Raw genomic sequence first — 19,424 nt, forward strand, 5'->3', positions numbered from 1 at the left:
CGTGACCGCGCCTGTCCAGGGAGTGGACTCGTACAGTTGGTTTGTACGAGTCCGGGTGGTGTTGAACGAGCCTGGTCGGGCGGGATGTTGGCGGCATGACCGCACCTTCCGGCCGCACCCGGACCCTCGTACGCGTGTTCACTCAGCGTTTCACCAGCACCCGCCGCGGGGCCCGGCTCGCCCGACAGCTGGCCCTCGTCGAGCTCGACGCGTGGGGCTTCCCCGAATCCACCGCCCTGTCCGCCGACACCGGGCTCCTCGTGGCCGAGCTCGCCGCCAACGCCGTGTGCCACGGCCGCGTCCCGGGGCGGGACTTCGAGCTGAGGCTGACGCTCCTGGAGGACTTCCTGCGCATCGAGGTCTCCGATGCCCGCCGCGACCGCCGCCCGGCCGTGCAGCCGCACGCGTACGCGGCGGAGTCCGGCTACGGCCTGCGCATCGTGGACGCCGTTGCCACCGACTGGGGCGTCACGGACCGCATCGTCGGCAAGACGGTCTGGGCCGAGCTGGCCCGGCGACGCCCCCCTGCGGAGCCCTTCTAGGGGGTGGATAAGCTCCGCCTGCCCGTCGTGTGAGGGACACAGGACGAGGACCTGCTGAGCTGGGGGCTCCATGAGATCGCTGCCGATGGGCAGAAGAGTGCGCGAGAGACCGGGGAGGGGCAGGGCCGCAGTCGCTTCCGGGGCCCTGCTGCTCGCCGTACTGGCATCGTTCACCGGCCAGGCGGGGGTCGCCGCCGCGGCGACGCAGCCGCCCGCCCCCACCGCCTCACCGCAGGCCGGCGCACCCGTCTCCACCGCTCCCGAGGCGGGCCCCACGGCCACCGCGCCGAAGACGGACCCGGCCGGAGACCGCGAGGCGGTACTGAGCTCGCTCCAGCAGAGCGGCCAGGCCGCCGGCGCCTGCCCGACGGCCCTGCAGCCGAGCACGATCGTCAACTGTGCGGTCGAGACGAACACGACGGCGTCCTTCTCCATCGCGGTGCCCGCACCGGACGTGGTCGTCCTGCAGGTGGTGACGTCGCCCGGGATCATCCGGCCCAAGCTGGTGTCGCCCACGGGTGCCACCCTCACGTGCGAGCACGTCCTGGGTTCTGCCGACTACGCGTACGGAGCCGTCCGCTGCCCCGTCACTCAGGCGGGTACCTACGCGATGAAGGTGGAGAACGGTACCGGCTCGCAGACCCAGATCTGGGCCTCGTACCTGCCGCTGGCCTCGTCCGTCACCTGTAGGACGGTCGCTCCGGCGGACCGCGCACTCGGCGCCCCCAAGACGTTCCAGGGCTCCCTGCCGGCCGGCTCGGCAGGTGACTGCTACGCGCTGGACCTGGTCGCGAACGATGTGCTCCGCAGCTACTCGTCCTCCAAGGACATCCACCACATCGTCTACGACGCGACCGGCAAGCAGATCTGCGCCGGTGTGCGCGACTGGCAGAACTCGGGGAGCGTCCCGCTCGACTGCAAGCTCACCGGAACCGCGCCGTTCCGCATGACGGCGCTCAGTGCCCTCGGGTCGGGCCAGGCGGCCTACGACGTCACCCTGGCGCGCCTGTCGAAGCCGGAAGGCTGCGAGGTGGTGGAGCCGCAGCCGTTCGGGGTCTCCCCGGACCTGAGCTCGACAACGCGCTGCCGCACCCTGCGGGTGTCTGCGCCGGCCTGGCACTCCTTCGGTCCGGTGGCGTCCGGTTCCGCCCCCGCCGGGACGCTGTTCACCGCGGCCGGTGCCGCGATGCCCGGACTCTGCCAGTACGGGGCCTGCGACCTGCCCGCCGGCGACCACACCTGGGCGGCCACTCCCCGGCCCGAGGCCCCCACCGCCTTCGGTATGGCCTTCCACTCCGCCAAGGAGAGCCGGGGCTGTACCGCCACCCACGACAACGGGCTCGTCGCCGGACCGGTGACCGGCACCTTCGGCGGACCCGGGCAGAAGCTGTGCCTGACCCTGCCGACCGCCTCGGGCAAGGGCGTGTACCTGCTCGACCGGAGGCCCGCAGGCGGGGAGACCGTCGGGGTCCTGGTGTACGACGCGGCCGGCCTCAAGCAGTGCGAGTACTCCGGTTACCACCCGGTCTGCAAGCTGACCGGGACCGCGCCCTTCCGGGCCGTCCTGACCGGCACGCCGTCGAAGGCGTACGGGCTGGCGGTCCACCGGACCGGCGAGGCCGCGGGATGCGCGGCCTGGCCGCAGACCGGCTTCGACGCATCGGTGGGCGCGGAGGCGTCGCTGACCGCGGGCGCACTGCAGACCTGTCTGAGCCTGCCCGCCGCCCAGCACGCGGCCGCCGAAGTGCTGGCCTACTCCGCCCCCTTCAACCGGCAGGCCGCGACGTTCTACGCCGCCGATCCCGCCGGCAACATCGCGTGCATCGGCGGGTCCGTCGTGACCTGCCCGCTCGCGTCCGGCACCCCCTACACCGTCATGATGGTCGGACAGGCCCCGGAAACCTACAAGCTGGCCCGGCGGGACATCTCGGCGACGGCGAACTGCACCGCCCCGGTGTCGACGAAGGTCGGCGGTCAGGCCGTGTCCTTCGACCTGACCTCGGCTCTCGACGCCCGGTGTGTCCGGGTGAGCGGATCCGCCACCGACAAGTTCTGGCTGAGCGCCCGGACCGCCGGAGGCAAGGACGACCCCTCGGCGACGCTGCAGGTGGTCGACGCGGCCGGCACGTACAGATGCCGGCAGTACACCGCGGCCTGCCGGGTCACCGGATCCACGTCGTACGTCGCGGTCGTCCACACCACGGGCTACGCGGGCAAGCCGGTGCACGCGGAGGTGGACACCTGGAAGGTCGGCACGTCCGTCGGCTGGGTGCCCGAGTGCACCGTGAACCGGATCTCGGTGGAGGGCTTCCCGGAGCGCAGCGGTGTGCTGACGCAGACCGCGAGCGCCTACTGCGCGGTCGTCGACATGAAGCCCTCACAGAGTTTCGGCGTCGGCGGGGTGAGCACGTCCAACGACCTCGCCAGCCCGGCCACCCCTGAACTGAGCCTGCTCGCCGCCCAGGGCTGGGAAGGCTCCGGAACGTCCTCCGGTTACCGGTGCGACGGCGGGTTCAACACCCTGTGCTCCGCCGAGAGCGACGCCCGGGCGGGCCAGGCCGTTCTGATGCTGAGCGCGGCCAGGACGGTCCTGCCGGTCGAGTTCACCCTGCGGGGATCCTGCGTCACGTCATGCAACGGGCAGCAGCCGAAGCCATGGGTGTCCGGGATCAGCCCGGCGACCGGCCCCGCCGGGACGTGGAACCAGGCGGTCGTCCACGGACAGAACCTCACCCTCGCCCCCGACCTCATGCTGATGCCCAGCGGGACGCAGTACGAGGACGGCCCCTACCTGAAGCCGCTCTCCGTCAGCCCGGACGGGACCTCGATGAAGGTGCTGGTCGACACGACCGGCCTGCAGCCGGGCCTGTACGACGTGGGCCTCTACATCGGGCACCGGATCACCAAGGCGTACACCGTGACGGCACCGACGACCGCCACCGAGAGCCGGTTCGTGCCGCACGGCCCCGCGCGGTTCCTGGACACCCGGGACGGTACGGGTGCGAAGAAGGAACGGGTCGGTCCGGGCGGGGTCGTCACCCTCCAGGTCGCGGGCGTCAAGGGCATCCCGGCGACGGGGGTCACGGCGGTCGTCATGAACGTGACCGCGGTGCAGCCGACCGAGGCGGGACACGTGATGGTCTACCCGAACGGGCAGCCCAGGCCCTCGGTGTCGAACCTCAACTTCTCGCCGGGGCAGATCGTGCCGAACCTGGTGACGGTGCCGGTACTGAACGGCAAGGTCGACCTGCGGAACAACGCGGGGTCGGTGGACCTGATCGCCGACGTCACCGGCTACTACACGGACCAGGCCGGGGCCGGCTCCGCGCTGAACCCGGTCACGCCCGCGCGGTTCCTGGACACCCGTGACGGTACGGGTGCGAAGAAGGAACGGGTCGGTCCGGGCGGGGTCGTCACCCTCCAGGTGGCCGGTGTGAAGGGCGTCCCCGCGACCGGGGTCACGGCGGTCGTCATGAACGTGACCGCGGTCCAGCCGACAGAGGCGGGACACATCACGGTCTATCCGAACGGCCAGGCCGCACCGGGGGTGTCGAACCTCAACTTCACGCCCGGCCAGATCGTCCCCAACCTGGTGACGGTGCCGGTCGTCAACGGCAAGGTCGACCTGCGCAACAACTCCGGTTCGGTGGACCTGATCGCCGACGTCACCGGCTACTACGCGGCCGAGGGGTCGGCCTTCTCGGCCGGCGCTCCGGTCCGGCTCCTCGACACCCGTGACGGGACCGGCGCCCGCGCTGGCGCCGTCCGCGGGGGCAGCATCGTCAGTCTGCAGGTGGCCGGCGTCGAGGGCGTGCCGCTCACCGGGGTGACCGCGGTGGTCCTGAACGTCACCGTCACCAACACGACCGAGGCGGGCCACCTGATCGTCCACCCGCACGGGACCGGAAGGCCGGGCGTCTCCAACCTCAACTTCACGGCCGGGCAGACCGTCTCCAACCTGGTGGTCGTCCCCGTCGTGGACGGCAGGGTGACGTTCTTCAACAACTCCGGCTCCACCGACGTGATCGCCGACCTGAACGGCTGGTTCACGTCCTGAGGATCCGCTGAGACGTGAACCGGGGCCCGTCCGATCGCATGATCGGGCGGGCCCCGCCGCTGTACGGGCACGGGGGAGGACGAGAGGTCAGAGGTACTGGGCGAAGGCGTCCAGGGTGCGGAGGATCTCCGGTTCGGGGGCCGAGGGGAGCTGGAGGACGACCTCCTCGATGCCGAGGTCGGCGTAGTGGGCGAGCTTGCCCGGGCTGGGGTGGACCGCGTACGGGACCACCTGGAGGGTCTTCGGGTCGCGTCCGGCGGTCTCCCAGACCTGGCGCAGCACCGGGAGGGACTCGGTGAGGCCGCCGCCGCCGATCGGGAGCCAGCCGTCGGCGTGGTCGGCGACGGCGGCGAACAGCTTCGGGCCGGCCGCGCCGCCGATCAGGGTGCGGGGGCCGTGCAGGGGCGATGCGGGGCCGAGTTCGCGCGGGGCCTGGGCCGGCTTCGGGTGGGCGCTGCTGGCCTGGACGGAGCAGAACTGGCCCACGTACGCCGTCGGCTCGGGCGCCCACAGGGCGCGCATCAGGGCCATCCGGTCGCGGACCAGGTCGCGGCGCGTGCCCCACTCGACGCCGTGGTCGGCGGCCTCCTCCACGTTCCAGCCGTAGCCGATGCCCAGCGTGAAACGGCCGCCGGAGAGGTGGTCGAGGGTCGCGACCTGCTTGGCGAGGGCGATCGGGTCGTGCTGGGCGATCAGCGTGATGCCGGTGCCCAACTGCAGTCGTCCGGTGACCGCGGCGGCCTGGCCGAGGGCGACGAAGGGGTCGAGGGTGCGCCCGTACATGTCGGGGAGGTCGCCGCCCATCGGGGCGGGGGTCTCGCGGGAGACCGGGATGTGGGTGTGCTCCGGCAGGTAGAGGCCCGAGAATCCGCGCTCCTCCAGGACGCGGGCGAGACGGACGGGGGAGACGGTGCGGTCGGTGAGGAAGACGGTCGTGGCGATCCGCATGGGCACTGGCACCTCCGAGACGTGGGAACGCCACGGTACGGGCTGAGCCCGCGATTGTTGAGGGGGCGTCAGGTCGGGGTGGCGCGTCGGTCAGCCGCGGGGGTAGCGGGCCAGCCAGCCGGGGGCGGAGGCGGAGGCCGAGGGGCCGTGCAGGGCCGGGCCCTGGGTCATCTCCAGGGCGAAGTCGTCGCACAGTTCCAGGAGCGTGGCGCGGCCTTCGAGCTCCGCGAGCCAGGCGGGCGGGAGGGCCGTCTCGCCGTGGAGCGCGCCGAGCAGGGCCCCGCACAGGGCGCCGGCGGAGACGGAGTCGCCGCCGTGGTTGACGGCGAGGCGCAGGCCGTGGGCGATGTCCTCGGCGACCAGGGCGCAGTAGACGGCGACGGCGAGGGCGTGCGTGGCGTCGCGGGCCTCGGGCGCGGTGTCGCCGGGGGAGAGCGCTTCGACGGCGTCGGGGCCGGGCGGGCCCTGGGTGACGGCCGCCGTGGCGCGCTGGAGGGCGTCGGTGACGGGCTGGTGGCCGGGGCGGGCGCCCAGCAGTCCCAGGGTGCGCTGGACGGCGGCGTCGAGGGAGTCGCCGCGGATCAGGCCGTGGACGATGACGGCGAGGGCGCCGGCCGAGAGGTGGGCGGTGGGATGGCCGTGGCTCTGTGCGGCGCACTCGACGGTGAGCTGGAGGACGAGGGCGGGTTCCCAGCCGACCAGCAGGCCGAAGGGGGCCGAGCGGGCGGCTGCGGCCGCGCCGCGGGCGGCCGGGTTCTTGGGCTGGTCGAGGGTGGCGAGGACGTCGTCGCCGAAGCCGGTCAGGCAGGCGCGGTCGGGGTCGCGGCGGGCGTAGAGCCATTCCTCCTGCGCGAGCCAGCCGTTGTCCTCGCGGCGCTCGTCGGGGCCCCAGTCGTGCTGGGTCGCCGCCCAGCGGCGGTACGCGCGGTGGACGTCGGTCGGCGGGTGCCAGACGCCGGTGTCCCGGCGTACGTGGGCCCGTATCAGCCCGTCCACCGTGAAGAGGGTGAGCTGGGTGGCGGCGGTGACCCGGCCGCGGCGGCCGTGGGCGGCGGCGGGTCCGGTCAGGCCGTCGGGGCCGTGGGCGGTGCGGATGGCGTCGAGGGAGAGACCGGCGAGGGGCGCGCCGAGGGCGTCGCCGAGGGCCGCGCCGAGGAGCGTGCCGCGGATCCGGCTGCGGAAGTCCTGCTGCTCGATCCGGCCCCAGAGCCCGGTGACGATCCCCCGCCCGAGCGTCCTGCCTCCGGAGGGGGCGGCGGGGGCCGTCGGCGGGCCCGCCTGGCCCTGGCCTCCGGCCGGGTTCGGGGTGCCGGGCGCCGCCGTCGCGCGGGTACCGTCCGCAGGGACCTGGCCGGCCGGGCCGCCCGCCTGGCCCTGGCCTCCGGCCGGGTTCGGGGTGCCGGGCGCCGCCGTCGCGCGGGTACCGTCCGCAGGGACCGGGCCGGCCGGGCCGCCCGCCTGGCCCTGGCCTCCGGCCGGGTTGGCGGGGCCGGGCGCCGCCGTCGCGCCGGCGCTGCCGGCCGGGGCGGAGTCCGGCCGGGCCGTGGCCGGGGTGGGAACACCGCCGTCCGTGCTGTCATTCGTACCGATCACGTCGTCCACCCCCGGCACCGCGCCCCCCGCTGACCAGTCCGTTCCATGCCCGGCGTCCCTGTCCGTACTCGCCGGGCATGCGAATCCGCACTGTAGTGGACAGGATCGATCGAAACCGGAAGCGGAACGGCATGCGGCCGGATGGCGAACGGTTCCGGCCGCGGCCGCCCCCTCCGCCCCGCTCAGTCCAGTACGGGCAGCAGCTCCGGCAGGTGGCCGTCCGAGGCGCGGGCCGCCTGCTGCCGCTCCGGTGGCACCTCCCCGTACAGCGTCGTGCGGGGCTTCGCTGGGCGGCCCGCCGCCTCGGCGACCGCCACCAGGTCCCGGACCGACTTGTACGAGCCGTAACTCGACCCCGCCATACGGGAGATGGTCTCCTCCATCAGCGTCCCGCCGAGGTCGTTCGCGCCCGAGCGCAGCATCTCGGCCGCGCCCTCGGCGCCCAGCTTCACCCAGCTCGTCTGGATGTTGGGGATGTGCGGGTGCAGCAGGATCCGCGCCATCGCCGTCACCGCGCGGTTGTCGCGGACCGTGGGACCGGGCCGGGAGATGCCCGCCAGGTACACGGGCGCGTTGGTGTGGATGAAGGGCAGCGTCACGAACTCCGTGAAGCCGCCCGTCTGCTGCTGGATGCGGGCCAGCGTGCGGAAGTGCCCGAGCCAGTGCCGCGGCTGGTCCACGTGTCCGTACATCATCGTGGACGAGGAGCGGATCCCGAGCTCGTGCGCGGTGGTGACGACGTCGATCCAGTCGGCCGTCGGCAGCTTGCCCTTGGTCAGGACCCAGCGCACCTCGTCGTCCAGGATCTCGGCCGCCGTCCCCGGGATCGAGTCCAGGCCGGCCTCCTTGGCCGCCGTCAGCCAGTCCCGTACGGACATGCCCGTGCGGGTCGCGCCGTTGACGACCTCCATCGGCGAGAAGGCGTGCACGTGCATGCCCGGCACCCGCTGCTTCACGGCCCGCGCGATGTCGAAGTACGCCGTCCCGGGCAGGTCCGGGTGGATGCCGCCCTGCATGCACACCTCGACCGCGCCGACGTCCCAGGCCTGGGCGGCCCGGTCGGCGACCTGGTCGAGGGAGAGCGTGTAGGCGTCCGCGTCGGTACGGCGCTGCGCGAAGGCGCAGAAACGGCAGCCGGTGTAGCAGACGTTGGTGAAGTTGATGTTCCGCGTGACGATGTAGGTGACGTCGTCGCCGACGACGGACCGGCGCAGGTCGTCCGCGATCCGGCACAGGGCGTCGAGGGCCGGCCCGTCCGCATGCAGCAGGGCCAGCGCCTGGGCGTCGGTCAGCTTCTCCGGGTCGTCGGCGGCCTGCGCGAGGGCGGCCCGTACGTCCGTGTCGATGCGCTCGGGGACCATGCCGGGGGCCGCCGCCTCGCGCAGGGCCTCCCAGTCGCCGTAGACGTGGTCGAAGTCCTCGCGCCGGTCGGCGCTGCGGCCCTCGGTGTCGATGGTGGCGTGCAGGTCCGTACGGCCGGTGCCGCTGCCGCCGTACGCGGCGAAGCCCTCGTCGGGCTCCTGCCAGGGCCGGCCCTCGACGGTCGCGGATTCGTCCGCCAGGCCCGTGTCCGCGTCGGCCAGCGCCCGTACGTGCGGCAGCAGCCGCGGGTCCAGCCAGGGCTCGCCGCGCTGGAGGAACTCCGGGTAGATGGTGAGGCGTTCGCGCAGCTCGAAGCCGGCGGCCGCGGTCCGCGCGGCCAGCTCCTCGATGTGCGGCCAGGGGCGTTCGGGGTTGACGTGGTCGGGGGTCAGCGGGGAGACGCCGCCCCAGTCGTCGATGCCCGCGCCGATGAGCAGGGCGTACTCGGCGTCCACCAGGTTCGGCGGGGCCTGGATGCGGGCGCTCGGGCCCAGGATGTGGCGGGCGACGGCGATCGCGGCGGCCAGCTCCTCCAGCTCCGCGTCCGGCATGCCGCGCATGGCGGTGTCCGGCTTGGCGCGGAAGTTCTGGACGATGACCTCCTGGATGCCGTGGTAGCTGCGCTGGACGCGGCGCAGCTCGAAGAAGGCCTCGGCCCGCTCCGCGTAGGTCTCCCCGATGCCGATCAGGACGCCGGTGGTGAAGGGGACGTTGGAGCGGCCGGCGTCCTCCAGGACGCGCAGCCGTACGGCCGGTTCCTTGTCGGGGGAGCCGTGGTGGGGGCCGCCGGGCTCGGACCACAGGCGGGTGGCGGTGGTCTCCAGCATCATGCCCATGGACGGGGCGACGGGCTTGAGGCGCTGCAGCTCGGACCAGGACAGGACGCCCGGGTTGAGGTGCGGGAGGAGCCCCGTCTCCTCCAGGACCCGGATGGCCATGGCGCGGACGTAGGCGAGGGTGTCGTCGTAGCCGTGCGCGTCGAGCCACTCGCGGGCCTCGGGCCAGCGGTCCTCGGGGCGGTCGCCGAGGGTGAAGAGCGCTTCCTTGCAGCCCATCGCCGCGCCCTTGCGGGCGATGTCGAGGACCTCGTCGGGGGAGAGGTACATCCCGTGGCCGTCCCGGCGGAGCTTTCCGGGGACGGTGACGAAGGTGCAGTAGTGGCACTTGTCGCGGCACAGGCGGGTGAGGGGGATGAAGACCTTGCGCGAGTACGTGATGACGCCTGGCCGTCCGGCCGCGGCGAGCCCGGCGTCACGGACGCGGGCGGCGGAGGCGGTGAGGTCCCGCAGGGCCTCGCCGCGCGCCTGGAGGAGCACGGCCGCCTCGGCCGCGTCGAGCGCGACGCCGTCTCGGGCCCGCCGCAGCGCCCGGCGCATCGCGTTTTCGGTCGGAGCCTCACTCGGAGTGGTCATGGGGCGAGCATACGATCCGACGTCCCGGCGGTGGAGAGGGTCATCTCATCAGCTCACCGGCGTTGACCAGCAGCGATTGGCCGGTAATCGCCCGGGCGCGGTCGGAGGCGAGGAACACGGCGGCGTCGGCGACGTCCCCGTCGGTGGCGAGATCGGGCAGCGCCATGCGCCGGGTGAGGCGGGCGTGCACCTCGGCCTCGGGGACGTTCTCGGTGTGCGCGGTGAAGGTGACGAAGGCCTGAACGGGTGGCCCCCACATCCAGCCGGGCAGCACGGTGTTGACGCGGATCCGGTGCGGTCCGAGCTCGCGGGCCATGGAGTACATGGCGGAGGTCAGCGCCCCCTTGGAGGCGGCGTAGGCGGCCTGCTGCACCTCGTTGGGCGCGGCCACGGCGGACTGCGTCCCGATGATGACCACGGATCCGCCGCGTTCCTTGAGGGCGGGCAGACAGGCCCGGGTCATGCGCAGGGTGCCCAGCAGGTTGACGTCGATGATCTGCTGCCAGGTCCCGAAGTCGGCGTCCTCCAGCCCGCCGAAGTACGAGTCCCACGCGGCGACGTGCACGACGGCGTCGAGGCCCCCGAACCGCTCCACGGCCAGGGCGGCGAGGGCCTCGCACTGGGCCTCGTCACCGATGTCGGTCGGCCGGTGGGCGGTGTGGGCGCCGGCGGGGTCGATCTCGGCGGCGGACTTGGCGAGGTTCGCCTCGGTCCGGGCCCCGAGCACGGCGTTCCCGCCGTCCCGCACGACGGCGGCGGCCACCTGGTGCCCGAGGCCGGCCCCGACGCCGGAGACGATGACGGTCTTCCCTCGCAACAGCACGACGTACCTCCGGACGCGCGACCACATCTGACGAGTCGTCAGGTTAGAGTGCGGGTGCGGTGGTGTGAAGGGGTGCGGATCCCCCGAGTGGCGGGGACGGGGTCGGAGCCTGCGGGGGCGGGCGGGACTCCGTCGTCGGCCCCCGGTCCCGTCGGTCCGCCCGAGGGTGGAACGCTCCCTGGCCGGCGGCCGCATGCGGCCGAACGGCCGGGTCGCCGTGGGGGTGGTTCCGCAAGCCCCCGGAGGGGCGAGGAGGGGAGATCGACCGTTGGCATGCACGGCGGTGATGAAGGCCGATGCCACGACCCGAGGTCTTGCACGCCGGGATGGGTGCGGCCAACTTTACTGTTCGGTAGCGCACATACTGCGCCAGACGCATTGGCTCATGTGCTGATGGCGGTTCCCGAGTGGTAGTTGCAAAAGCAATGCGCGGGGTAGGGGGTGTCCGCGTCGACGGTGGGGGGTGTTCGGGGGATGATCGGATGGAACGCGTCCCGGCGGGGGCGGTAGGCCGCGCCGGGGCCCCGGTCGGAGGACGTGAGGACCATGTCGCTCTCGCACCCTGTCGGCGCGCCCGGGCGCGCCCGGCTGTTCGCCCTGCTGGCGCTGGTCTGTGCGCTGGGCGCGGTGGTGGTGCTGGTGGTGGCCGGCGAGGGCGGCGGGCTGACCGTCGTCGTGGTCGGGGCGGCCGCCACGGTGCTCGCCGCCATGGGCGCCTGGTGGCTGGTGGCCCACCGCGGGCTGGTCCGGGCCGTCGGGACCGTGCTGGTCGTGGCCGCGCCGGTGGCCGTCCTCGTCATCTACGCCCGGGCCGACCTGTGGCCCACGGCGCTGGCCGCCCTCGTGCTGTGGGCGGCCGCCGGGATGTGCGCGCGGACGGCACTGCGCGCGGCGCGGCCACCCGCCGGTATGCGGGCGGTCGCCTCGGACCGGCCCCGCCATCCGGTGCTGATCATGAACCCGAAGTCCGGCGGCGGGAAGGTCGGCCGCTTCGGCCTCGTCGAGAAGGCCGAGGCGCTCGGCGCCCGGGTACTGCTGCTGGACCCGGAGGTCGTGACCGACGTCGCCGCCCTCGCCCGCCGGGCGGTGGCCGAGGGGGCGGACCTGCTCGGGGTGGCGGGCGGCGACGGTACCCAGGCCCGGGTGGCCGAGGTGGCGGCCGAGCACGGACTGCCGTTCCTGGTGATCTCCGCCGGGACCCGCAACCACTTCGCCATGGACCTCGGGCTGGACCGCGAGGATCCGGCCCGGTGCCTGGACGCCCTGGCGGACGGTGAGGAACTCAGGATCGACCTGGGGTTCGTGGGCGGCCGTGCCTTCGTGAACACCGCCTCCTTCGGTGTCTACGCGGAGGTCGTCCAGCGCCCGGAGTACCGGGACGCCAAAGCGGACTCGGCGCTGAGCGCCCTGCCCGACCTGCTGCTCGGGTACGCCGGCCGCGCCCTCGAAGCGACCACCGACGACACGCGCCTGGAAGCCCAGCAGGCGCTGCTGATCAGCAACAACCCCTACTCCTCGCCCGAACCCATGGCCGTCGGCGCCCGTCGGGCACGCCTCGACCTCGGCGTTCTGGGCGTCATCGGGATCCGGGTGAACAACGCCGCCCAGGCGGCCGACGTCGCGCTGCGGGGCGCGCGGGCGGCGGGCCTGCACGTACTGACCTCCCGGCGGGTCGTCGTCGGATCGGACGCGGAGAGCATCCCCGTCGCCGTGGACGGGGAGGCCCTGACCCTGCCCACGCCGGTCACCTGCGCCATTCGTCCGGGCGCCCTGCGCGTACGGGTGCCGCGGGGGCGGCCCGGCGCTCCGGCGGGCACTCCGCCCCTGCAGTGGCGCGAGGTCCTCGCCCTCCTCCTCGACCGGCCGTCGCCGCGCTGATGCGCCGACGGAGCGGTGACGGCGCGTTGCCGCCGCGTGCCGGGGTGCGCCGCCGTCCCGGGATGCCCGACCCACCGCACGGCGTCACAATGAGCCTTACCCGGTGTCGCCGTTGCGGTGCTCCCGCAGTTCCCGCTGGTCGAGGCGGATAGGAGACAGCAGTGAAGGACCTCAAGTTCGAGCAGAAGAGTTCCCTTTCTCGCCTCGAGGCCGCCGACCAGCTGTCCGCGCTCGCGGAGGCACTGCGGCACGGTGGCAACGCCGAACTGCAACTCGGCCCCGGCACGATGAGCCTGCGGGTCCCCGACGAACTCCGTACCGAGATCGAGGTCGAGGTCGGCGACGGGGAGATCGAGATGGAGATCGAGCTGAAGTGGCCCACCACGCGGTCCGGAGCCGGAGCCGCGTCGTAGTGGCCTCGGACCGCGGTCCGGAGCCCGACCCGCGGCCCCGGCCGGAATCCGACCCGCTGCCCCGGCGGGATCCCGGCCCGCAGTCCGGGTCGGTGCCCGGCCCGCAGTCCCGGCCGGTGCCCGGCCCGCTGCCCGCTCCGGAGCACGCCCTGGAGGAGGCCTCGTACGAGGACCCGTACGAGGACCCGTACGAGGTCGTGGACAAGGTCCGCGGCGACTACACGGGCGCCGTCTACGGCTCGCTGCTCGCCGCCTCCGTCGTCGTCGGGGCCGGGACGCTCGGCTCGTTCCCGCGGCTGCAGCTCATCGCGCTGCTGCTGGGCACCGGCGTCGTCTTCTGGGCCGCGCACGTCTTCGCCCACCTCTTCGGCGCCCGCATGGCGGGCCGGCTGAGCTGGCGCGTCATCCGCCGCACGGCCCGGGAGGAGCGCCCGATCATCGAGGCGGCCGTCCCGCCGGCCGTCGCCGCGGCCATCAGCCCGCTGCTCGGCCTGGGACCGCACGGCATCGCGTGGACGGCGCTCCTGGTCGCCCTGGCCGGGCAGGTCGGCTGGGCGACGGTGGCCGCCAAGCGGGCCGGCGCCTCCCGCCGCATGATGGCGGTCGCCGGTGCGATCAACCTCTTCCTCGGGCTGCTCATCGTCCTGCTCAAGGTCGGGATCCAGCACTGAGGCCCCACGGCTCGCCGTGGTCGCCTCCCAGCGTCGCGGCGTACTCCGCCAGGGCCGCGCCGAGCCGGCCCACGCCCTCGGCGATCTCGTGCGGGGTGTGCGTCGTGAAGGACAGGCGCAGCGTGCGGGGGTCCGGGGTGCCCGTGTGGAAGGGGGCGCCCGGGACGAAGGCGACGCCGTGCGCCACGGCCGTCCGCAGCACGGCCGTCGCGTCGTGCTCCTCCGGTAGCCGGGCCCACACGAACATGCCGCCCTCGGGCACGTTCCAGTCGTGGTCCGCCGGCAGGGTCCGGCTCAGGGCGCTCTGCAGGGCGTCGCGCCGCTCGCGGTACGCGGTGCGCACGGTGCCTATGTGCGCGTCCAGGTCCACCGTCGCGAGGTAGTGCGCCGCGGCCAGCTGGTCGACCGTCGAGGTGTGCAGGTCCGCCGCCTGTTTCGCGACCACCGCGGCCCGCAGGAGCGCCGCCGGCGCACGGAGCCAGCCCAGGCGCAGCCCCGGTGCCATGATCTTCGAGAAGCTGCCCAGCAGGGCCGTACGGTCCTCCGCGCCCGGGTGGGCGGCGAGCCACGGGACGTCGTGGCCCTCGTAGCGCAGGTCCCCGTACGGGTCGTCCTCCACCAGCCACAGGCCGAGCCGGGCCGCGATGTCCGCGACCGCCGCCCGGCGGGCGGCCGGCAGGGTGCGGCCCGTCGGGTTCTGGAACGTGGGGATCGTGTAGAGCAGCTTCGGCCGCTCCCGCGCGACGAGCTCGGCGAGCGCGTCCGGCAGCAGGCCCTCCTCGTCGCAGGGCACGGCCACCACCCGGGCCCCCGCCAGCCCGAAGCACTGGAGGGCGGCGAGGTAGGTGGGGTTCTCGACCAGCACCACGTCGCCCGGCTCGATCAGGGCAGCGGTGATGAGGGTGAGGGCCTGCTGCGAGCCGGAGGTGACGAGCACGTCGTCCGCGCCGGTCGGCAGCCCGCGCGCCGCGGCCCGCGCCGCGACGGCGGCGCGGAGCTCCGGAGCGCCCTCGGTGGTCGAGTACTGGAGCGCGCGGCGCGCCGACAGCGTGAAGGCGGCGTCGTAGGCGGCGCGCAGGCCCTCGGTGTCGAAGAGTTCGGGCGCGGGGAGGCCGCCGGCGAAGGAGATGATCCCGGGCCGCTGGGTGAGCGCGAGGATCTCGCGTACGGGGGAGCCCTCGACCGAGGTGGCGCGGGCCGCGAACGCGGGCGGCGGTGCCACGGCGGTGGCAGCGGCGGTGGTCGTCGTGGTCGTGGTCGTTGCGGTGACGGCATGGGCAGCGGCAGCGGGCACGGGAGCTCCTCCGGGAGACGGGTGCGCGCAGCGTAGCGGGGGAAACGTGTAGACGGCATGGATATATCAGGGTGTGGACGCGTCACCGCCCGCCCTCTCCCGATCTGACGCCACATCAGCTAGACCGTTCCCATGACGACTGGAGAGCAGGACCCGCACCAGGACGCCGGCACCCGTGTCGACGACTACGCCGCGCTGGCGGCCGTCGGCCCCTACGGAGTCCGCCCCGGCCATGCGCTGATCACCATGGTGGAGCCGCATCCGGGCCACGAGTACGCGTACAACCGCTGGTACGAGGACGACCACTACTACGCGGGCGCGATGGCCATGCCCTGGATGTACGCCGGCCGCCGCTGGGTGGCCACCCGTGAACTCCAGGAGCTGCGCTACCCCGAGAAGTCGGCCGTCGCCCAGCCGGTCACCGCCGGCTGCTACATATCGACCTACTGGGTCACCGAGGGCCGCTACGACGAGCACATGAAGTGGACCGTCGGCATCAACAAGCGGCTGAACCGCGACGGCCGCGTCTACCAGGACCGGACCCACGTCTTCACGGCCTTCCAGGACCACGCGGCGACCGTCTACCGCGACGGCGCCGCCGGTCCGCGGGACTACCACGCGCTCGACCACCCGTACGCCGGGCTGGTGGTGCAGGTGGTCGACGCCGACGCCCCCGAGCAGCGGGCCGAGTTGCTGGAGTGGCTGCGCTCCCGGGCCCTGCCGAAGCGGCTGCACGGCTCCCCGGCGGCCATGGTGACCGTCTTCCGGCCGACACCGCTGCCCGGTGACCGGATGACGTACGTCAAGCAGGTGGAGGGGGTCGACACGCGCCTCACGCTGCTGTGGTTCCTGGAGGAGGACCCGCGGACCTGCTGGGACCGGTTCCGGGGGCTGGACACGGAGGTCGCGGAGGCGGGACTGGGGCGGGTGGAGCTCGTGGCTCCGTTCATCCCGACGGTGCCGGGGACCGACCGGTACGTCGATCAGCTGCGCTGACGCGGGCATGGCCGAGCCCCCTCGGCCAGGACGGCGGACCGGTCGAGAGGGCTCCAGTCAGTGGTGCAGGTGGTGCGGGTGGTGCCTGTCGTGCTGGTGGTGCTGGTGCTGGTGGTGCTGGTGGTGCTGGTGGTGCAGGTGGTGCAGTCGGGGCGTGTCGTGGTCTTCAGACGATGCGTCCCAGCCGGCCTTCGGTCACATCGGCGACGAACGAGGTCCACGAGCCGGGCGCGAAGGTGAGGGACGGGCCGTCCTGCACCTTCGAGTCACGTACGGCGATCGACTCCATCACAGGGGACTTGACCTCGACGCAGGCGCCGTTGGCGGAGTAGGAGGACTTGACCCAGTTGTCGGTGGCGCCCTGGCGAATAGCCATGTTTCTCTCCGGTGAGCGAGTAGTTCCGGTGTCTTGTCGGCCATTTCCGGCTGACCTGATCGACGCTACCCGCAGCTCCTGACGGGTGAAGGAAGCATTCACCCGACCGAGTGGCATATTCCATTCAAGCCTTCTGTGGCTGGGGATCGACGGTGTACGGTGCCGCCCTTCGACCGTCGCGCCCCATGCGTCACAGGACTATTCACCCTTGTCGGCATATTGGTCGATGATCCGCAGGATGAACTCGCGCGTCTGGTCCACGCCCAGGGCCTGGGCGCGCAGGTGCTCGTACATCACGCTGTACTTCTGGACGTCGTTGGCCTTCTCCAGGTACAGGTCGCTCGTCACGCCCTCGATGTAGACGACCGTCGAGTCGGACGCGTCCGGGAACTCCAGGATCGCGTACTGGCCGTTCACGCCGGGGTGCGCGCCCAGCTCGAACGGCATCACCTGCACCGTGACGTGCGGCTGCTCCGACTGCTCTATCAAGTACTCCAGCTGCCGGATCATCAGCTGGGCGTCACCCACGTGCCGGCGCAGCGCGGCCTCGTCGATGACCGCCCACAGGCGCAGCGGGCCGAGGTCCGGATTGTTGTTCTCCGTCTCGGACAGCCGCTTCTGGCGGTGCATCCTGACCTGGACGCGCTTGTCCACGTCGGCCGGGGCGGTCTCCGGCCACGCGCCTCGGACGAGGGCTTGGGCGTACTCCGTGGTCTGGAGCAGGCCCGGGATCACCAGGGGTTCGTACGTGCGCAGGCTGGCGGCGTCGGTCTCCAGCCCGATGTAGACGCTGTACGGGATGTCACCGAAGGCGTGCCACCAGCCCTGCTGGCGGGAGTCCTTCGCCATCTGCATCAGGGAGTCGATGAGCCGGCGGTCCTCGACCTCGTACACGTCACACAGATCGCGGACGTCGCGCTGGCTGATCGAACGGCGGCCGTTCTCGAGTCGGCTGATCTTCGACTGGGAGACGAGGAGGCGTTCGGCGACCTGTTCGGCCGTCATGCCCTTGTCCTCGCGGAGCTTGCGCAGCTCCATTCCGAGTCGGCGGCGTCGGACGGTGGGATTGACATTGGACGCCACGTGAACGGCACCTCCGCCTTCTTCTGTCGTGCAGCTGTCTCTCTGCGTGCCTGATGTTCAGCAGACTGCCACCGAAGCGGGCGGCGCCGCTGGGGAACGGCAGGGAAAACACAGACGCGCGGGGCGGCGGAGCCGGCGGACCGGCCCCGTCACCCCGCGCGCTGGCGGCTCCCGGACCGGATCTCACGGACGCCGGTCACGGCGGTGGCGGTTCTGTGCGGTGGCGCTGCGGTGCGGTGGCGCTGCTGTGCGGTGGTGCAGCTGTGCGGTGGTGGAGCTGTGGAACCGGGGTGGGGACCCCGGACGTGTCCGGGCCTCACCGGGGGTGGATCAGTGCGCGGCCACGCGTGCCATCGCACCGGTGCGGCGCGGCTGCAGCGGGACGCCGCCCGCCGCGGGCCGGACCGGTGGTGCCGGTGCGCGGTCCCGGCGCGGCTGTGCGGCCACACCGTTCTGGACGTCCATCACGGCGTGCGCCACGAGTCCGCCCATCGGGTCGTGCCTGATCAGGTCCCGCAGGCGGGATCTGGAGGAGCGCCCCTCGTTGCCGGGGTACAGGTGCTTGCCGAGTCCGACCGCGTGGGCCAGTGCGGCGAGCGCCGCGGTCCGCGGGTCCGGCGGTACGCCGGTGCGGATCGCACTGTCCAGCCGGGCTCGGATCTCCCGGCTGATGTCCGTGTCCGTCGCCTGGTAGCGAGTCGTCGGCAACACCCCGCACATCTGTCCCGCGACGGCGTGGACCATGCCGCAGCGCTCCAGGTGCGCGAGGTAAATCTGACGGAGCCCCAGCCGGGGTCCGCCGATCCAGTGGACGGCCCGTACCGGGCTGCCGCGCCTGCGCAGCAGTTCCAGTGCGGAGTCCAGAGTCGGATCTCCTGTCGGCCGTGGCATCACCACGGCGATACGATCCCCATCAGGGGCTATCCGTCCTGCCAGAGCCAGCTCCACTAGCTGTGCCCCGGCCAGGCCGAGGTCGAGCGACTGCGGCTGCGCCGTGGTACCCGTGGCCGGGTCCAAGGCGAGCAGCAGAAGCTCCTCCGGAATTGTTCTGCGGCTCCTGCCCATCCATGCCTCCCCGCGTGGATGAGTGACAGGGTGACGCCTCTCACATTCATCTGTCGAGAGCGCGTGGCCGCTTTGTGGGGAAACCCGCAGCTATGTCGTTCTCGTCTGGCACGGGGGCGATGCTCTCTAGACGGGACACTGTTAGACATTCGGACAGCCGAACATGGCGGCGATGAGGAGGAGCGGTGGCGGGCGAGTCCCCCGACAAGTCGGTAGATGCAGGAACGCCGGGGGCGGCGGAGTCGTCCGCGCAGCGCGACCCGAGGGTGTCGGTGTTCCGGCCGAGGGAATCCGAGGACGGTGCCGTGGTCGCCCGTAAGGGCGAAAGTGGTGCGGAGTCCGAGGCCGCGGACGAGGCCGACGCGGAGGTCGAGGCCGAGGCGGGTGCGGAGGCCGAGGCCGAGCCCGAGGCCGAGCCCGAGGCCGAGCCCGAGGCCGAGCCCGAGGCCGAGCCCGAGGCCGAGCCCAAGGCCGAGCCCAAGGCCGAGCCCAAGGCCGAGCCCAAGGCGGGGGCAGAGGCCGCGGCCGAGCCCGAGGCCGGTGGGCGGGATGCGTTGCGCGAGGCGGTGGCGGCCTGGGTCGCCACGACGGAGGCGCCCGGGCCGGACGCCACCGAGCCTTCCGTTTCCGGCTCCGCTTCGGCCCCCTCGGACGAGGACGAGCCCGGCTCCGCCGCTGCCGGGTCCGAGCCCGAGCCCGAGCCTGCGGCGAAGCCGTCGGCAGCGGACGACGCGGAGGGGACCGCGTCCCGTAGGGCGGAGTCGGAGGCTGCGGTTCCGGCTGCGGACAGTGAGCGTACGGCCGTGTTCCGGGCGGTGAAGCCGGGCTCCGGCGCTGCGGCCAAGCCGGCGGCTGAGGCCGACGGGGCTGCGTCCCCCGCAGCTGCTTCCGCTTCCGCGGATGCGGCCGAG

14 protein-coding genes and 1 pseudogene are annotated in these 19,424 nt (G+C 73.1%); 7 read left to right on the plus strand and 8 right to left on the minus strand.

The features are described from left to right. Nucleotides 1–95: 95 nt before the first annotated feature. Nucleotides 96–542 carry an ATP-binding protein gene (locus IH80_RS0131610; protein WP_030965040.1) on the plus strand — a complete coding sequence of 149 codons (447 nt, stop codon included), beginning with the start codon at nucleotides 96–98 and terminating at the stop codon, nucleotides 540–542. Nucleotides 543–639: 97 nt separating this feature from the next. Then, nucleotides 640–4,599 carry a hypothetical protein gene (locus IH80_RS46390; RefSeq protein WP_051810176.1) on the plus strand — a complete coding sequence of 1,320 codons (3,960 nt, stop codon included), beginning with the start codon at nucleotides 640–642 and terminating at the stop codon, nucleotides 4,597–4,599. An 87-nt stretch (nucleotides 4,600–4,686) separates the two neighbouring features. Here IH80_RS46390 and IH80_RS0131620 read toward each other — a convergent pair whose 3' ends face one another. From IH80_RS0131620 to IH80_RS0131635, 4 genes are all read right to left on the minus strand, one after another. Continuing rightward, a complete protein-coding gene (locus IH80_RS0131620) occupies nucleotides 4,687–5,547 on the minus strand; it encodes a TIGR03619 family F420-dependent LLM class oxidoreductase (protein ID WP_030965043.1) in 861 nt (286 codons plus the stop codon). Nucleotides 5,548–5,637: 90 nt separating this feature from the next. After that, on the minus strand, nucleotides 5,638–6,768 hold the full coding sequence (locus tag IH80_RS0131625; RefSeq protein ID WP_030965044.1) for an ADP-ribosylglycohydrolase family protein: 1,131 nt from the start codon (nucleotides 6,766–6,768) through the stop codon (nucleotides 5,638–5,640). Between the two features lie 554 nt (nucleotides 6,769–7,322). After that, nucleotides 7,323–9,914, minus strand: coding sequence for a bifunctional FO biosynthesis protein CofGH (locus IH80_RS0131630; protein WP_030965045.1), 2,592 nt, complete (start codon nucleotides 9,912–9,914; stop codon nucleotides 7,323–7,325). 40 nt (nucleotides 9,915–9,954) lie between these two features. Continuing rightward, nucleotides 9,955–10,764: an SDR family oxidoreductase gene (locus IH80_RS0131635; RefSeq protein WP_030965047.1), complete on the minus strand. Its 810-nt coding sequence runs from the start codon at nucleotides 10,762–10,764 to the stop codon at nucleotides 9,955–9,957. Between the two features lie 519 nt (nucleotides 10,765–11,283). Here IH80_RS0131635 and IH80_RS0131640 point away from each other — a divergent pair. The 3 genes from IH80_RS0131640 (at nucleotide 11,284) to IH80_RS0131650 (ending at nucleotide 13,699) form a co-directional block, all read left to right on the plus strand. Beyond that, nucleotides 11,284–12,615: a diacylglycerol/lipid kinase family protein gene (locus IH80_RS0131640; RefSeq protein ID WP_030965048.1), complete on the plus strand. Its 1,332-nt coding sequence runs from the start codon at nucleotides 11,284–11,286 to the stop codon at nucleotides 12,613–12,615. Between the two features lie 161 nt (nucleotides 12,616–12,776). Further along, nucleotides 12,777–13,028, plus strand: a complete 252-nt coding sequence (locus tag IH80_RS0131645) for an amphi-Trp domain-containing protein (protein ID WP_030965049.1) — start codon at nucleotides 12,777–12,779, stop codon at nucleotides 13,026–13,028. A 197-nt stretch (nucleotides 13,029–13,225) separates the two neighbouring features. After that, a complete protein-coding gene (locus IH80_RS0131650) occupies nucleotides 13,226–13,699 on the plus strand; it encodes a hypothetical protein (protein WP_030965050.1) in 474 nt (157 codons plus the stop codon). Here the strand turns inward: IH80_RS0131650 and IH80_RS0131655 are convergent. Next, nucleotides 13,677–14,993 carry a PLP-dependent aminotransferase family protein gene (locus tag IH80_RS0131655; protein ID WP_078906849.1) on the minus strand — a complete coding sequence of 439 codons (1,317 nt, stop codon included), beginning with the start codon at nucleotides 14,991–14,993 and terminating at the stop codon, nucleotides 13,677–13,679. The two genes, IH80_RS0131650 and IH80_RS0131655, sit on opposite strands and share 23 nt — an antisense overlap. A gap of 132 nt (nucleotides 14,994–15,125) precedes the next feature. Here IH80_RS0131655 and IH80_RS0131660 point away from each other — a divergent pair, with 132 nt between their 5' ends. Next, nucleotides 15,126–15,989 carry a hypothetical protein gene (locus IH80_RS0131660; RefSeq protein ID WP_030965053.1) on the plus strand — a complete coding sequence of 288 codons (864 nt, stop codon included), beginning with the start codon at nucleotides 15,126–15,128 and terminating at the stop codon, nucleotides 15,987–15,989. A 166-nt stretch (nucleotides 15,990–16,155) separates the two neighbouring features. On the opposite strand, the gene IH80_RS0131665 is transcribed toward IH80_RS0131660, so the two are convergent. The 3 genes from IH80_RS0131665 to IH80_RS0131675 form a co-directional block, all read right to left on the minus strand. Continuing rightward, entirely contained in the window at nucleotides 16,156–16,365 is a 210-nt protein-coding gene (locus IH80_RS0131665; protein ID WP_030965054.1) for a DUF397 domain-containing protein, read from the minus strand. A 198-nt stretch (nucleotides 16,366–16,563) separates the two neighbouring features. Continuing rightward, nucleotides 16,564–17,448 (minus strand): helix-turn-helix domain-containing protein, encoded by an 885-nt coding sequence (locus IH80_RS0131670; RefSeq protein WP_030965056.1) that lies wholly within the window; start codon nucleotides 17,446–17,448, stop codon nucleotides 16,564–16,566. A gap of 330 nt (nucleotides 17,449–17,778) precedes the next feature. Then, nucleotides 17,779–18,513 (minus strand): GOLPH3/VPS74 family protein, encoded by a 735-nt coding sequence (locus IH80_RS0131675; RefSeq protein ID WP_030965057.1) that lies wholly within the window; start codon nucleotides 18,511–18,513, stop codon nucleotides 17,779–17,781. A 185-nt stretch (nucleotides 18,514–18,698) separates the two neighbouring features. Here IH80_RS0131675 and IH80_RS45035 point away from each other — a divergent pair. Then, nucleotides 18,699–19,424: pseudogene (locus IH80_RS45035) on the plus strand (hypothetical protein); the annotation flags it as partial.

The organism is Streptomyces sp. NRRL S-378, from assembly GCF_000720645.1.
Taxonomy (GTDB): domain Bacteria; phylum Actinomycetota; class Actinomycetes; order Streptomycetales; family Streptomycetaceae; genus Streptomyces.